The 15,343-nt window shown below is 30.9% G+C and carries 21 protein-coding genes; 20 read left to right on the top strand and 1 reads right to left on the bottom strand.

The features are described 5' to 3' along the window. Positions 1-40 precede the first annotated feature (40 nt). The 20 genes from ACCQ40_RS05485 to ACCQ40_RS05390 all read left to right on the top strand — a co-directional run bounded on the left by ACCQ40_RS05485 (position 41) and on the right by ACCQ40_RS05390 (position 15,003). A complete protein-coding gene (locus tag ACCQ40_RS05485; RefSeq protein ID WP_410032947.1) occupies positions 41-1,159 on the top strand; it encodes a cysteine desulfurase family protein in 1,119 nt (372 codons plus the stop codon). Then, the gene (gene thiI, locus ACCQ40_RS05480) at positions 1,159-2,319 is read left to right on the top strand and encodes a tRNA uracil 4-sulfurtransferase ThiI (RefSeq protein WP_410032945.1); all 1,161 of its coding nucleotides are present in this window, start codon (positions 1,159-1,161) and stop codon (positions 2,317-2,319) included. Before ACCQ40_RS05485 ends, thiI begins: the two co-directional genes overlap by 1 nt. A gap of 107 nt (positions 2,320-2,426) precedes the next feature. Next, positions 2,427-2,741, top strand: a complete 315-nt coding sequence (gene rplU, locus ACCQ40_RS05475; protein WP_394011517.1) for a 50S ribosomal protein L21 — start codon at positions 2,427-2,429, stop codon at positions 2,739-2,741. Continuing rightward, the gene (locus tag ACCQ40_RS05470) at positions 2,741-3,052 is read left to right on the top strand and encodes a ribosomal-processing cysteine protease Prp (RefSeq protein WP_394018191.1); all 312 of its coding nucleotides are present in this window, start codon (positions 2,741-2,743) and stop codon (positions 3,050-3,052) included. The genes rplU and ACCQ40_RS05470 overlap by 1 nt, the downstream gene beginning before the upstream one ends. 10 nt (positions 3,053-3,062) lie before the next feature. Continuing rightward, complete coding sequence (rpmA, locus tag ACCQ40_RS05465; protein WP_101540041.1) at positions 3,063-3,356, top strand: 50S ribosomal protein L27; 294 nt, start codon at positions 3,063-3,065, stop codon at positions 3,354-3,356. 55 nt (positions 3,357-3,411) lie between these two features. After that, the gene (gene obgE, locus ACCQ40_RS05460; RefSeq protein WP_394018189.1) at positions 3,412-4,692 is read left to right on the top strand and encodes a GTPase ObgE; all 1,281 of its coding nucleotides are present in this window, start codon (positions 3,412-3,414) and stop codon (positions 4,690-4,692) included. A gap of 8 nt (positions 4,693-4,700) precedes the next feature. Continuing rightward, positions 4,701-4,985, top strand: a complete 285-nt coding sequence (gene yhbY, locus ACCQ40_RS05455; protein ID WP_394011520.1) for a ribosome assembly RNA-binding protein YhbY — start codon at positions 4,701-4,703, stop codon at positions 4,983-4,985. 9 nt (positions 4,986-4,994) lie between these two features. Further along, positions 4,995-5,591 (top strand): nicotinate (nicotinamide) nucleotide adenylyltransferase, encoded by a 597-nt coding sequence (gene nadD, locus ACCQ40_RS05450; protein ID WP_410032943.1) that lies wholly within the window; start codon positions 4,995-4,997, stop codon positions 5,589-5,591. After that, positions 5,584-6,138 (top strand): bis(5'-nucleosyl)-tetraphosphatase (symmetrical) YqeK, encoded by a 555-nt coding sequence (gene yqeK, locus ACCQ40_RS05445; protein WP_394011522.1) that lies wholly within the window; start codon positions 5,584-5,586, stop codon positions 6,136-6,138. Before nadD ends, yqeK begins: the two co-directional genes overlap by 8 nt. Further along, entirely contained in the window at positions 6,131-6,439 is a 309-nt protein-coding gene (rsfS, locus tag ACCQ40_RS05440; RefSeq protein ID WP_394011523.1) for a ribosome silencing factor, read from the top strand. The genes yqeK and rsfS overlap by 8 nt, the downstream gene beginning before the upstream one ends. A 30-nt stretch (positions 6,440-6,469) precedes the next feature. Next, positions 6,470-7,096, top strand: a complete 627-nt coding sequence (locus tag ACCQ40_RS05435; RefSeq protein WP_394018183.1) for a DUF655 domain-containing protein — start codon at positions 6,470-6,472, stop codon at positions 7,094-7,096. A gap of 8 nt (positions 7,097-7,104) precedes the next feature. After that, positions 7,105-7,515, top strand: a complete 411-nt coding sequence (locus tag ACCQ40_RS05430) for an RrF2 family transcriptional regulator (RefSeq protein ID WP_394018181.1) — start codon at positions 7,105-7,107, stop codon at positions 7,513-7,515. Further along, positions 7,512-10,127 (top strand): alanine--tRNA ligase, encoded by a 2,616-nt coding sequence (gene alaS / locus ACCQ40_RS05425; RefSeq protein ID WP_410032941.1) that lies wholly within the window; start codon positions 7,512-7,514, stop codon positions 10,125-10,127. Before ACCQ40_RS05430 ends, alaS begins: the two co-directional genes overlap by 4 nt. 10 nt (positions 10,128-10,137) lie before the next feature. Continuing rightward, positions 10,138-10,398 (top strand): IreB family regulatory phosphoprotein, encoded by a 261-nt coding sequence (locus ACCQ40_RS05420; protein ID WP_394011527.1) that lies wholly within the window; start codon positions 10,138-10,140, stop codon positions 10,396-10,398. After that, positions 10,391-10,810 carry a Holliday junction resolvase RuvX gene (gene ruvX, locus ACCQ40_RS05415; protein ID WP_410032939.1) on the top strand — a complete coding sequence of 140 codons (420 nt, stop codon included), beginning with the start codon at positions 10,391-10,393 and terminating at the stop codon, positions 10,808-10,810. Before ACCQ40_RS05420 ends, ruvX begins: the two co-directional genes overlap by 8 nt. Then, the gene (locus ACCQ40_RS05410; RefSeq protein WP_394011529.1) at positions 10,803-11,045 is read left to right on the top strand and encodes a DUF1292 domain-containing protein; all 243 of its coding nucleotides are present in this window, start codon (positions 10,803-10,805) and stop codon (positions 11,043-11,045) included. The genes ruvX and ACCQ40_RS05410 overlap by 8 nt, the downstream gene beginning before the upstream one ends. Beyond that, a complete protein-coding gene (locus tag ACCQ40_RS05405) occupies positions 11,035-11,466 on the top strand; it encodes a Fur family transcriptional regulator (RefSeq protein WP_394011530.1) in 432 nt (143 codons plus the stop codon). Before ACCQ40_RS05410 ends, ACCQ40_RS05405 begins: the two co-directional genes overlap by 11 nt. Positions 11,467-11,475: 9 nt before the next feature. Continuing rightward, positions 11,476-13,170: a ribonuclease J gene (locus tag ACCQ40_RS05400; RefSeq protein WP_394011531.1), complete on the top strand. Its 1,695-nt coding sequence runs from the start codon at positions 11,476-11,478 to the stop codon at positions 13,168-13,170. Next, the gene (locus ACCQ40_RS05395) at positions 13,142-13,768 is read left to right on the top strand and encodes an O-methyltransferase (protein WP_410032937.1); all 627 of its coding nucleotides are present in this window, start codon (positions 13,142-13,144) and stop codon (positions 13,766-13,768) included. The genes ACCQ40_RS05400 and ACCQ40_RS05395 overlap by 29 nt, the downstream gene beginning before the upstream one ends. A gap of 2 nt (positions 13,769-13,770) precedes the next feature. Beyond that, the gene (locus tag ACCQ40_RS05390; RefSeq protein ID WP_394018175.1) at positions 13,771-15,003 is read left to right on the top strand and encodes a peptidase U32 family protein; all 1,233 of its coding nucleotides are present in this window, start codon (positions 13,771-13,773) and stop codon (positions 15,001-15,003) included. Positions 15,004-15,034: 31 nt separating this feature from the next. Here ACCQ40_RS05390 and ACCQ40_RS05385 read toward each other — a convergent pair whose 3' ends face one another. Next, positions 15,035-15,322, bottom strand: coding sequence for a hypothetical protein (locus ACCQ40_RS05385; RefSeq protein WP_394018173.1), 288 nt, complete (start codon positions 15,320-15,322; stop codon positions 15,035-15,037). Positions 15,323-15,343: the final 21 nt, after the last annotated feature.

The raw sequence follows: 15,343 nt of genomic DNA, 5'->3' as shown, positions 1-15,343 counted from the left end.
AGATATTAAGTTAATCAGGATATAAATAAGAGGTGTATAAATGATTTATCTAGATAATGCAGCTACAACTAAAATATACAAAAAGGCTCAAGATGCTAGAGCTATTGCTGAAAATGAAGCTTTTGCTAACTCTTCATCAATCCATAGTTTTGGAATGAAATCCAGCAATCTTTTAAAAGAATCAAGAGAAATTATAGCAAGTATAATAGGATCAAATCCAGATGAGATTTATTTTACCAAGGGTGCAACAGAAGCAAATAATATAGCTATTTCATCAATGAGTGGAAAAAATAATGTTGCTATTACTTCATCTATTGAGCACTCTTCAGTATATGATAGTTTTAAAAATTATGATTTTAAAGAAGTTATCTACTTAAAAAATGATAGACATGGTTTTATTGACTTAGAAGACTTAAGAAATCAATTAAACCAAGATGTAAAATTAGTTTCTATTATTTATGCAAATAATGAAACAGGAACCATCCAGGATATTAGAAAAATAAGTGATATAGTTAAAAATTACAATAAAAATATTGTTCTCCATATTGATGCTACTCAAGCTTTAGGGAAAATATCTTGTGATGTGAATAAGCTAAAAGTAGATTTAATGAGCTTTTCTGCCCACAAGTTCCACGGACCAAAGGGGGTGGGAGGCTTATATGTGAGAAAAGAAATATTAAATAAAATAAAACCTGTCCTTCATGGCGGCCATCAACAAGTAATTTCTAGTGGTACTGATAACCATCCAGCAATTTACGCTATGGCAACAGCTTTAAAAGAGCAAATAGATACTGATGAATTTTCTTATGTGAATGAATTAAATTTATATATGAGAAAATTAATTGAAAATAATATTAGTGATTATGAGTTTAACACACCAGAGCAAGATTATTCTCCATACGTTTTAAGCGTTGGATTTGCCAATATAAAATCCGAAGTTCTTCTTCATATGTTAGAAGATAAGGATATATATGTATCCAGTGGATCTGCATGCTCAAAAGGAAATAATAATAGAATATTAGAGGCTCTTGGAGTGGATGAAAAATATAGCGATGGTGTTATAAGATTTTCTTTTGCAGGTGAAAATACAAAAGAAGAACTAGACACTACAATTGGAGTTTTAAAAGACTCTATAGAAGAAATTAGAAGGGTAATGTAATGGAAGCACTACTATCAGTAAGTTTTGGTGAACTTTTTTTAAAGGGAGCCAATAGAAAAACTTTTTTTAATAACGCCTTAAGTCATATAATAGCAAATATTAAAGATATTGGCTACGAAAATACCTATGTAGAAAGTGCCAAACTTTATATAAGAGCTAGCGAAGATAAGTTTGATGCACTTATCAAAGAAATAGAAAAAGTATTTGGTATAGCATATATTGATGAAGTTTATAAAGTAGATAAAAATTTAGATGATATTTTAAAAGCTACTAAATATGTAGTAAATAAATACTACTCTGATAAAGATTACTCATTTAAATCACAAACAACTAGGGTAGATAAGTCATTTGAATATGATTCACCTAAACTTAACCACCTAGTTGGTGATTATCTCTTAGATGAATTTGATAATTTGTCAGTAGATATTCACAATCCAGATTTTAAGGTTTATATAGATATAAAATCTAACGCATATATCTATTCAAAAAGACACAAGGGTCTAGGAGGATTACCTATAGGAAGTAGTGGCCAAGGTTTACTTTTGCTTTCGGGAGGTATCGATTCACCGGTAGCAGGATTTATGATGGCAAAAAGAGGAATGAAAGTAAATGCTATTCATTTTCATTCTTATCCATTTACATCTAAACAAGCCCATCAAAAGGCAGAAGATTTAGCAAAATTAATGTCTACTTATACTGGACCGCTTAAATTTTATTCGGTAAATCTTTCCAATATTTATAAAGAAATTGCTACAAATTGTCCTAGAGAAGAAACAACTATCTTATCTAGAAGATTTATGATGAGAATTTCAAATGAAATTGCGGATAAATACGGCTATCAAGCCTTTGTAACAGGAGAGTCTTTAGGTCAAGTAGCATCACAGACCTTAGAATCAATGTCAGTTATAGAAGATTCTTCTAATTTTCCTATCTTAAGACCATTAGTTGCTATTGATAAGCAAGATATAGTAGATTTATCAAAAGAAATTGGAACCTATGAAAAATCTATCGAACCTTTTGATGATTGTTGTTCAATATTTGCTCCAGATAAGCCAGTTACTAAACCTAAACTTAAATATATTGAAAGATCTGAGGGTAACTTAGATATAGATAGATTAGTGAAAGAGGCTATAGATACTATAGAGATTATCGAAATATAAGTTTATTTGACAAAAACAATTATCAGTAGTATCATTTAAAGGTAAACCGCTCAGTTTAGGTACTGATCACCTAACCTGGCGAGAATCTAAGAACAAGGAGGAAGCCCATGTACGCAATTATAAAAACAGGTGGCAAACAATACAAAGTATCAGAAGGGGACTTAGTAAGAGTTGAAAAACTTCCTTACGAAGTTGGCGAAACTGTTGAATTTGATGAAGTACTATTAGTTGCAAATGATAGCGACGTTAAAGTTGGAGCACCAACTGTAGAAAACGCAAAAGTATCTGCAACAGTAGAAGATCAAAACAAAGATAAAAAAATTATCGTATACAAATACAAACCTAAAAAAATGTATAGAAAAAAACAAGGACATAGACAACCTTATACTTTAGTTAAAATTGATAGCATCTCTGCTAACTAATGATTAAAGTAAATTTAATCTATAATAAAGACATTCTTAAAGGATTTGAAATTACTGGCCATGCAGACTACGATGAGCATGGTAAAGATATAGTATGCGCAGCAGTGTCTATGCTAGCTTATACAAGTGTAAATTCTCTTGATAGTTATGATTATGAAGTAGAATTTAGTGATGATGAAGAAACTATGAAATTATTAGTAAAAAATCCATCTCACGATTCAGAAGTAATTTTAAATACATTTAGTACAGGTATTTGGACACTAACGCAAAGTTATAGTGACTTTGTAGAAGCTTACAAAACTATAATATAAGGAGATATAAATGATTTTAAATATTAACTTACAAAGATTTTCTAGTAAAAAAGGGGTATCTTCTTCTAAAAACGGTAGAGATTCAGAAAGTAAAAGACTTGGTACAAAAAGAGCTGATGGTCAATTTGTAAATGCTGGATCTATTATCGTTAGACAAAGAGGAACAAAAATCCACCCTGGTAACAACGTTAAAAAAGGTGGAGATGATACTCTATACGCATCTTGCGAAGGAATCGTAAAATTTGAAAGAAAAGGACGTGACAGAAAACAAGTTTCTGTTTATCCAAAACAAGATATTGCTTAAAAATTAATAAGCCTGCCTTTTCGGCAGGCTTTTTTTCATATGAAAGGATATTTATATGATAGACTTTGCAAAAATTAATCTAAAAGCAGGTGATGGCGGTAATGGAGCTGTTGCTTGGAGACGAGAAAAGTATGAACCAACTGGAGGTCCTGCAGGGGGCGATGGAGGGGATGGAGGTAGCATAATAATAAAAGCTACTAGAAATCTATCTACCCTAGATGATTTTAAATATAAAACAAAATATAAGGCAGAAAATGGCCAACCAGGTGGTAAATCGAAAAAATTTGGTAAAAAAGGTGAAGACTTAGTTCTAAAGGTGCCAGTTGGAACTATACTTAGAGAAGCAGAAAGTAATACCATAATTAAAGATTTTAAAACTGATAACGAGGAATTTTTAATAGCCAAGGGCGGCAAAGGCGGTAGAGGTAATGTTCATTTTAAAAATTCTATACGTCAAGCACCACGATTTGCTGAAAATGGAAAAAAAGGTCAAGAGATTGATCTTATAATGGAACTAAAAGTTCTAGCGGATGTGGGACTTGTTGGTCTACCAAATGTAGGTAAGTCTACGCTGATTTCTGTAATAACATCTGCAAAACCTAAAATTGCGAATTATCATTTTACAACCCTTGATCCAAATCTTGGAGTTGTAAATATAGATAATGAAAGATCATTTATCGTTGCAGATATACCAGGGCTTATAGAAGGGGCTAATGAGGGCCAAGGATTAGGTCATGATTTTTTAAAGCATATTGAAAGATGTAGGGTACTAGTTCATTTAGTAGATATTTCCGGTATAGAAGGACGTGATCCTGTTGCTGACTTTAGATTAATAAATGAAGAACTAAAATTATATAATGAAAAATTAGCAGATAAGCCTATGATAGTAGTTTTAAATAAAACTGATCTAGATTTTAATGATAATGCTACTAAATTTACAAAAGAATTTAAAGATGATTATCAAATATTTAAAATCTCTGCAGCTACTACAGATGGTATAAAAGAACTGCTAGATGCAACTTATAATCTATTATTAGAAACAGAAGATAAGCAATATGATTTAATAGAAGAAGTTGATAATGACTTCCTAGATGAGTTCTACAATAAAGAAATAGAATATGATTTACAATTTACCAAAGAAGATAATATTTATGTTGTCTACGGTAAGAGAATAGATAATCTTTTAGAGCGAGTAAACTTAGAAGATTATGATTCTAGAATGTATTTTGAAAGTAAATTAAGAGAAATGGAAGTTTTTGATAAACTTATAGAAATGGGAATTGAAGAAGGGGATAGTGTCGCCGTAGGTGATATTGTCTTTGAATATTTCGAATAGGAGGAACTATGCTTACAGGAAAACAACGTGCTAAGCTAAAAGCTGAAAGTCATGATTACAAACCAGTTGTAAATATCGGTAAATTTTCATTGACTGATGATGTTATAAAAGCAACTGAAGAAGCTTTAGAAGCTCGTGAACTTATAAAAATAAAAATTTTAAATAATAATATGGATGACCCAGATGAAATATTAAGCGAACTTTTAGAAAAACTCGATGCAGAGTTCGTTAACCATGTGGGTAATATATTTACTATATACAGAAAAAACGATAATAATAAGTTTGAATTATAAGGCATATAAATGAAAATTGGACTTTACGGCGGAACCTTTGATCCTATCCATATAGGTCATTTAATTGTTATGGAAAATACTCTAAATTTTATGGATTTAGATAAAATTATAGTATTGCCAAGCTCAAACCCGCCTCATAAGCAAAATAAAAGAAAGACTGCTACAAATATCAGGGTTGAAATGGTAGAGGAGGCTATAAAAGATAATAAAAAATTAGTATTATCTACCTTTGAATCTGATGATGATTCAGTAGTATATACCCACCAAACCTTAGATTATTTTAAAAATAAATATCCTGATGATGAATTTTACTATATCATGGGTGAGGACTCCTTTATGACTATAGATTCTTGGAGAAACTATGAGAAAATTTTAAATGACAATCTTATAGTTTTTGCTAGAACTAGTATAGAAGAAGATAGTGATTTAATAAAAAAAGTAGACCTTATCAAAAAAGATAATCCAAATATTTATCTAATTGATAATCTAAATATAAATATCTCTTCAACACTCATCAGGGATTTGGTAAAAAATAATAAGAGTATAAAATACTTGGTACCTGACTCTGTAGGTGAATTAATCAAGGAGTATGGCTTATATGTATAATTTAGATTTATGGCAAGAAAAACTCTTAGCTGATATTGGTGAGAAAAGATTTAAACACTGTATCAGAGTTATGAAAACCTCTCTTAAAATAAATTCAGAAATTGATGAAGATAAAGTAAAAACTGCAGCTATCTTACATGATTGCGCAAAATATAATGAAGATAAATATATGCAGTTATATGGTGATTATATCGACCCTTACCAAGTTCAGTTTAAGGCAGTTTTGCATTCTTTTTTGGGAGCAGAGGTTGCTAAAAAAGAGTATAATATAAATGATAATGAGGTATTGGATGCAATCAGATATCATACCACAGGGAGAGCAAATATGAGTGAGCTAGAAAAAATAATATATCTAGCTGATGCAATTGAGCCACACAGGGACTATCCTGGGGTAGATATTATAAGAAAATTATTGAAAAAAGATATTGATCAAGCAATTTTATATAGTCTAGATCACAATATTACTTATATAATTGAAAATAATAATTTGATTCATCCACTCACAATTGATGCAAGAAATTTCTTAATTAAGGAGAAAAATGAATAAATTAGATTTAATACTAAAAGTTTTAGATGATAGAAAAGCAGAAGATGTAAATGTTATAGAACTAAAAGATTCATCAGTAGCAGATACATTTGTAGTTGCTACAGGTACATCTGTTATCCAAACTAAGGCTCTAGCTGACTATATAGAAGAAGAGTTAGAAAAAAATGAATTTCCTCTTTTATCTAAAGAAGGCCTAAGAGAAGGAGAATGGATACTAATGGATGCAGGAGATATAATAATTCACATCTTTACCCAACGACAACGAGAGTTTTACGGCATAGATGATTTATGGGAAGAGTAATCTTTTCATAAATCATACCCTGGTATCATAATGGAAAATAGAAATAAAGATAAAATCATAATTGGCCTTATTGTTGCTTTAGCTTTAGTCTTAGGTAATAATTTTGTAAAAGATAAAGATGATAATTTACTAGACAATAATGTTTCTTTGCTTGAAACCGATAATGATTCATTGATTGAAAAAGATTCGGAAGATCATATAGCTGATGATAATGATCAGATAAAAGTACATATAAGCGGCCAGATAAATAGAGAGGGTGTTTATGAGGTAGAGGATGGAGATAGGCTTGATGATTTAATTAAACAAGCTGGAGGTCTTAGTCCAGATGCCGATAATAAGTCTTTAAACTTGGCCATGAAGCTAGAAGATCAGATGAAGATTTACATACCTAGTGAAAATGAAATATTAGATCAAGAAAATGTAGGTGCCAATCAAATCGTTTCAAAGCCTGATTCTATATCAGAAAATGGAAAAATAAATATCAATACTGCTAGTAAAGAAGAGCTTATGACTCTACCAAATGTTGGTGAGAAGAGAGCTCAAGCCATTATTGATTACAGGGAAAGCAAAAAATTTGAGACTATAGAAGAAATAAAAAATGTAACTGGCATTGGTGAAAAATTTTACCAAGCTATGATAGAGTTAATTACAGTATAGGTGGTTAAATGAAATTATCAACTAGAAGTAGATATGGATTAAGAGCAATATGCTATCTTGCTGAAAATGAAGATAAGGGTTATATACCTGTATCAGAAATTTCAGATAAGTTAGATCTTTCAGAAAATTATTTGGAACAACTAGTTAGGGTTTTAAAACAAGAAAACTTAGTTGAATCAACTAGAGGACCTAAGGGTGGATATAAACTTACTAAAAATCCAGAAGATATAACAGCAGGAGAAGTTATAAGAGTTCTGGAAGGTGACTGGAATGTAACAGGATGCTATCCTGATGGTCATTGTGTAGATAAATGTAATGCATATTTTGCATTTTATAAAATAGATGAAGCAATAAATGAAACTATAGATTCAATAACTTTAAATGAAATAATTAATAATAAAGTTGAGGTAGAAAAATGAAAAACTTAGGAATGAATGACATTAGAAAATCATATATAGATTTTTTTGGTAAGGAAAAAGGACATACAATATTAAAGTCATTTCCCCTTATCCCACAAGATGATGAGTCATTATTACTCATAAATGCTGGAATGGCACCGTTAAAATTATATTTTACTGGTGAAAAGAAGATGAAAAACAATAGGGCTACCTCATCTCAAAGATGTGTTAGAACTGGTGATATAGAAAGAGTTGGAAAAACAGAACGTCATGGTACTTATTTTGAGATGCTGGGTAATTTCTCTTTTGGCGATTACTTTAAAAGAGAAGCTATAACTTGGGCTTATGAATACCTAACAAAAATAGTAGAAATTGATAAGAACGATTTATGGGTTACAGTTTATCTTGATGATGATGAAGCTTATAATATCTGGAAAGATGAGGTAGGAATTAGTCCTGATAGAATTTTACGTCAAGATAAAGATGAAAATTTCTGGGAATTAGAAGTAGGTCCGTGTGGACCTTGTTCTGAAATCTATGTTGATAGAGGAGCTGATAGAGCAATTGATGAAAATGATAATGCTCCTGGTAATGATAATTCAGATAGATTTTTGGAAATATGGAACTTAGTATTTACACAATTTAATAAAGATGCTGAGGGAAATTACACTCCACTAGCTCATCCAAATATAGATACAGGAATGGGACTTGAAAGACTTGCTATGGTACTCCAGCAAAAAAATAATATTTTTGAAATAGATGTTATGCAAGATATTATTTCAGAAATTGAAAAAGTGTCTGGAGTAAAATACAAAACCAATAAAAAATCTGATGTTTCAATCAGGGTTATTGCAGACCATGCAAAGGCTATGACATTTTTAGTTTCTGATGGAGTTCTACCTTCAAATGAAAAACGTGGTTATGTTTTAAGAAGACTTATAAGACGTGCATATAGACATGGTAAACTTCTAGGTATAGAAGGAGAATTTTTATCTCAAATAGTTTCAGAAGTTATAGAAACTTATAAGGTAGAATACGAACAATTAGTATTTAACAAAGATAATATTTTGAAAGTTATTAAAGATGAGGAAGACAGATTCCAAAAAACTATAGATTCAGGTCTTGAAAGACTAAATTCCTTAATAGCTGATATGAAAGCAAATGATGAAACTATCCTAGATGGTAGCGAAGCATTTAGATTATACGACACTTATGGTTTCCCTCTTGATCTTACAAAAGAAATCTTAAATGAAGAAAATTATGATTTAGATGAAAACAAATTTAACGAAGAAATGGAAAATCAAAGAAATTTAGCTCGAAATGCTCGTAAGTCTGACTCTGGCTGGTCTTTAGATAATATTATTACAGATGGTATAAACCCAACAGACTTTGTTGGATATGAAATACTAAAGACTGATGCTAAAATTACAAATATTTTTGATGAAAGTGAAAATATTCAATCGATAAATAAGGGTGAAAAGGGTATAGTAGTTTCTGATAAGACTTCATTTTATGCGCAAGGCGGTGGACAAGTAGCAGATACTGGATTTATTTATAATGATGAAGGAAAAGCGAAAGTTACGGATGTTCAAAAGAAAAATGATGTATACTTCCATTCTGTAGAAGTTATAGAAGGAAATATTAGTGTAGATAAAGTATATACATTTGAAGTTGACCAAGAGCGCAGATACAATATTACAAGGAACCATTCAGCAACACACTTGCTAGACCAAGCTCTACGAGATGTATTAGGTGATGAGATTACTCAGGCTGGTTCTCTAGTTGATCCAAACAAACTAAGATTTGATTTTACTTATAATGAAGCACTAACAAGTGAGCAAAAAAGAAAAATCGAAGATATAATAAATGAAAAAATTAGAGAACAACTTCCAGTAAAAAAAGAAGTTGTAAGCTATAAACAGTCCCAAGAGATGGGTGCAATTGGTCTATTTGAAGATAAGTATAAGGAAAATGTTAGAGTAGTTTCTATTGGAGATTATTCTAAGGAACTATGTGGTGGATGCCATGTAAATTATTCTTCAGATATATTGATTTTTAAAATAGTTTCTGAATCTTCTGTATCAGCAGGAGTACGTAGAATCGAAGCTATAACAGGTAAAAAAGTCTATGAGTTATTACAAAATCAAAAAGATGATTTATCTCAAATAGCTAATAGCCTAAATGCTAGGGAAGATCAAATAATTCAAAAGATTAGTTCACTTCAAGAAGAATTAGAGAATCAAAAAGAAGAAATTAAAAGATTAAAGTCATCTTCTCATAAAGATGTATATAAAGACCTAGAAAATAGTGTAAAAGCAAAAGATGATATAAATCTCTTGGTTCATAAATTCGAAGATACATCCATGGATGAGCTTCGTGATTATGAAAATAGACTTAAAAATAGCTATGATAATTTAGTTTTAGTCTTTGCAAGTGTTATAGATGAAAAAATAATATTTACAGTAACCGTAGATGATAGTCTGACCGATAAATATGATGCAGGCAAAATTGTTAGACAAATAAGCCAAATAACAGGTGGAAATGGCGGAGGCAAGAAAAACTTTGCTCAAGCTGGAGGAAAAGATATTTCAAAAGTTGACGAAGCTTTAGCTAAAGCTTATGAGCTCATTTAAAGGAGTTATTATGACTGAAAAACATGACTTTAATGAAACAATAGCTTTCAAACCAGAAAGAGAAGACGAAAAAAATATTAGAGAAATACTAACAACTGTTTATTCTTCTTTAGAAGAAAAAGGCTATAAGCCATCAAGTCAAATTGTAGGATACCTATTATCAGGTGACCCAACATATATTACTGCTCATAATGGTGCGCGTAAATTAATCCGTGCAGTTGATCGTGACGAAATCATCGAAGAATTATTAAATAATTATATCAATGACTAGAATAATGGGTCTTGATGTGGGAGATAAAACAATAGGGGTTGCTTTAAGCGACCCTATGTTTTTGATAGCAAACCCACTAGAAACAATTAAAAGAAAAAAAGCAAGTCTAGATATAGAAAGGCTTGTTGAAATAATAAATGAATATGATGTAGAAACTGTAGTAGTAGGACTGCCTAAAAATATGAATAATTCAATAGGACCACAGTCTATGAAAGTTATGAGCTTTGTTGATTTATTAAAAAAACAAACTGACAAAGAAATAATCTACCAAGATGAGAGAATGACAACCCTTCAATCAGAAAGAGTCTTGATTGATATGGATGTTAGACGAGAAAATAGAAAAGAACATATTGATAAAATTGCAGCAGGCTTTATTCTACAAACATATTTAGATGGGAGAAAGAATGGATAGTATTGTTTTATATGATGCAGATAATAATGAAGTCGAATTTAATATAATAGATACTTTCGGAGTAGATGATAAAAATTACTGTGCCTTACAACAGTATGATGATGAATTGATAATGATTATGGAAGTCATTAATGATGGTGATGAAGTAGTATTTAAATCTATTGATAATCAAGAAGAACTTGATGAAATCATCAGTTTGTATGAAGAAATGAAAGAAGACAGTAATGGAAACTAATGAGATCCGCAAAATTTTTGATGACAATAATCAAAAGTTTACGAGGCAAAGAGAAATAATTTTTAATGTATTAAAAGATAGCTCTTCTAAACATGTTACACCAGAAGAGTTATTTTCAAAAGTACATCAGGAAAATAAGCAAGTAGGTATAGCAACTATTTATAGAACTTTAAACTTATTTGAAGAACTAGGAATAGTAAATAAGCAAGAGTTTACTGACCAGGCTTACACCTATGAACTGATAGATCCTATTAATGATCATCACGATCACATGATATGTACTAATTGCGGCAAAATCATAGAAGATGAGTTTTTATCAAAGCAAAAATTAGCTGACTCACTAAAGGAAGAATATGATTTTGAATTAAATAACTATTCATTAAGAATTTATGGAATTTGCTCCGATTGCAGAAACAAATAAGGAGTAAAAATGTCAAATGATAAGAAGCTAAGAGTAATTCCCCTAGGAGGATTACAAGAAATAGGTAAAAACTGTACAGTTGTCGAATACGGCAATGATATGGTAATGATAGATTGTGGATTAACTTTCCCTAATGAAGAAATGCTAGGGGTAGATATAGTTATTCCTGACTTTACCTATGTAGAAGAAAACAAAAAGAAATTAGGTGGTATATTTGTAACCCATGGTCATGAAGACCACATTGGAGCTATACCATATTTTCTAAAAAATGTAGATACAAATGTATACTGCTCAAAACTTACTAAAGGACTTTTAGAAAATAAATTTAAAGAACACCATTTAAATCCTAATAAAATTAAAATGGTAAATGTAAATAACAAGGTAAAAGTTGGTGAATTAAGTGTAGAATTTATCAGAGTAAGCCATTCTATACCAGATTCATGTGCTATTGCAGTAAAATCACCAGTAGGAACTATTTTATTTACAGGTGACTTTAAAATGGACTTTACACCAATAGATGGTGACCCTACAGATATCCAAAGAATAGCAGAGCTAGGAAAAAAAGGTTTATTAGCCCTATATTGTGATAGTACAAATGTTGAAAGACCAGGGTATTCTATTAGTGAAAAAGAAGTTGGCGATACATTTATAAAAATATTTGGACAAGTTTCTGGTAGAATTGTTGTTGCAACATTTGCATCAAACCTACACAGGGTTCAACAAATAATATTTGCTGCCGAAAGATACAATAAAAAAGTAGCCTTATCTGGTAGATCAATGATAAATAACGTAAAAATCGCAAGTGAATTAGGTTATTTAAAAGTAAAAAATAATACTATCATTGATATGAAAAATGTAAAAAGTTATGCTGATGATGAAATTGTAGTATTATCTACAGGTACACAAGGTGAGCCACTATCAGCTCTAACACGTATGGCAAATCGTGACCACAAGCAAATTCACTTAAACGAAACTGATACGGTTATCCTTTCATCATCTGCTATACCAGGTAATGAAATAGCTATTAATAATGTAATAAATAAATTAACTGAAATCGGAGTTAATATTATATATTCTTCATTAGAAAGAGTTCATGCTTCAGGCCACGCTTGCCAGGAAGAAATAAAATTAATGTATCAGTTAGCTACACCTAGATTTTTACTTCCTGCCCACGGTGAAGCTCGTCAATTACACACCCACCGTGATTTAGCAATTTCCATGGGTATGGATAGTCAAAATATCCACATCTTAGAAAATGGAGATATAATAGAATTTACAAAAAAATCTGCAAATGTAGTTGGTAAAGTTCAAGCAGGAAACGTCCTTGTTGATGGCTCTGGTATAGGTGATGTAGGAAATATTGTCCTAAAAGATAGAAAACACTTATCAGAAGATGGTCTAATGGTTGTATCAATTACCTTTGATAGAAACACACAAACATTACTTGCAGGCCCTGAAATAGTATCTCGTGGTTTTGTATATGTGAAAGAAAACCAAGACATAATTGAAAATGCTAAGGAAGTAGTAGTAAGATCATTTGAAAAATGTCAAAAAGATGAAATAAGAGCAATAAGTCAAATTAAATACCAAATTAGGGAAGATTTGAAATCTTACCTATATAATGAACTAGGACGTGACCCAATGATCCTACCAGTTATTTCAGAAGTGGAAAATAATGAAATATATAAATTATCCTCATACTAGTCTTTATTTAGAAAAACTAATTGAGGATAGGGATTTTTTGGACTTACGTGAGTATGCTGAGGCTAATAATGTCCCTATAATGAATGTTGAAACCAAAGAGTTTATAAAAACCATTCTTATAAGTAAAAAACCTAAGAATATTTTAGAAATAGGCTCAGCTATAGGTTATTCAGCCCTTGTTTTTGATAAATATACAACGGCTGATATAACAACTATTGAGCTTGATAAAAGCACGGCAAATAAAGTTTGTGAAAATTTCAAAAAATATAATGCTAATATAAAAATAATAAATGATGATGCACAAAAAGCCTTGAATAATATAAATCAAGGCTTTGATTTTGTTTTTATAGATGCCAATAAGGCACATTATATAGATTATTTCAAAAAAACTGCAAAGCTATTAAACGACGGTGGAATAATAATAGCTGATAATGTATTATTTAAAGGAATGGTTTTAAATGATGATTATGTAGATAAACGCATGATAACCATCGTAAAAAGATTGAGAAATTACCTAGCCTATGTAATGGATAGAAATGATTTTCAAACCACAATTATTCCCATAGGTGATGGTTTAACTTTAAGTATTAAGGAGTAAATATGACAGATAAAAAAGTTGAGTTACTTGCCCCCGCTGGGGATATGGAAAGATTAGAAGCAGCCGTAAAATTTGGCGCAAACGCAGTATTCATGGCCGGAGATAGCTTTGGACTACGTGCCAATGCCAAAAACTTTGATCGTGAAGCTATGAAAAAAGCTGTGGACTATGCCCACGAAAATGGAGTGAATGTTCACATTACTATGAATATTGTTCCCCATGATGAAGATATGGTTGGTATAGAAGATTACTTAAAATATTTAGATGAGATTGGAGTGGACGCTCTAATTATCTCAGATCCTGGTATATTTTCTATAGCAAAAGAACTAACAGATATTGATCTTCATGTTTCAACTCAAGCATCAGTTACAAACTCTGCTACAGTAAATTTCTGGTACAATATGGGTGCAAAAAGAGTAATCTTAGCTCGTGAACTATCCCTAGAAGAAATTATAGAAATAAGAAATAATACTCCTAAAGATTTAGAAATAGAAGTATTTGTTCACGGTGCAATGTGTATTTCTTATTCTGGTAGGTGCTTATTAAGCAATTATATGACAGGTAGGGATGCTAATAGGGGAGATTGCTCTCAAGCTTGCAGATGGAAATATTCTATCCAAGAAGAAAATAGACCTGGAGAATACTATCCTATAGAAGAAGATGGTTCAGGTACTTATATCATGAATTCTAAAGACTTATGTCTAATAGATGAACTAGATAAACTGATTGAAGCTGGAATAGATAGTTTTAAAATTGAAGGAAGAATGAAAACAGCCTTTTATGTAGCAACTGTAATTAGATCTTATAGGCAAATAATAGATGCTTACTATGAGGGCAACTACAACGAAGAAACTGTTCAAAAATACTTTAATGAGCTTCAAAAAGCAAGTCATAGACATTATACAAAAGGATTCTTCCATAAAAAACCAGATGGGGAAGATCAAATCTATGAAAATTCCTCATATATAAGAAAATATGATTTTATTGGTACTGTTTTAGCTTATAATTCTGACACTAAAGAAGCTATAATTGAGCAAAGAAATAGATTTTTCCCTGGTGAAGAAATAGAAATATTTGGTAATTCTAAAGACTTTTACGAATATAAGATTCCTAGTATGAGAAATGCAAAAGGTGAAGAACTAGAAGTAGCTAATAAACCTAAAGAAAAAATATATATGACAATAGACCTTCCTTTAGAAGAAGGGGATATGCTAAGAAGAGTAATTAGCGAATAAAAAAAGAGCCGCAAGGCTCTTTTTGTTTTAATTATTCTTCATCTTCAGAAGGATTTTCAGAAAGTTCATCTACTCTTGTTCTTCTTCCTTCAGCTGTTGGTCCAGAAACGTATCCAGCTTCATCAACATCTGTGTTTCTGTATTCTGTATCTGTATTGTATTTTACATCAGGATCGCTACTACGATCTGTTTCATCTAGGTTGTTAGCAACTTCTTCTAATTCTTCGTCGCCTTCATATTGGCTAGATTCTTCAACTTTTCCAGTTTCTAAATCTTCGATTTTTCTATCGTCTTCTTCATATCTTTTTTCGTCAGTCATAAAAATCTCCTTTATAATACG

Origin of the sequence: Anaerococcus cruorum (genome assembly GCF_046365495.1) — a bacterium.
Classification (GTDB): Bacteria; Bacillota; Clostridia; order Tissierellales; family Peptoniphilaceae; genus Anaerococcus; species Anaerococcus cruorum.
Note: the sequence above shows the minus strand (reverse complement) of the source record. Positions and strands in the feature narration are given on the sequence as shown.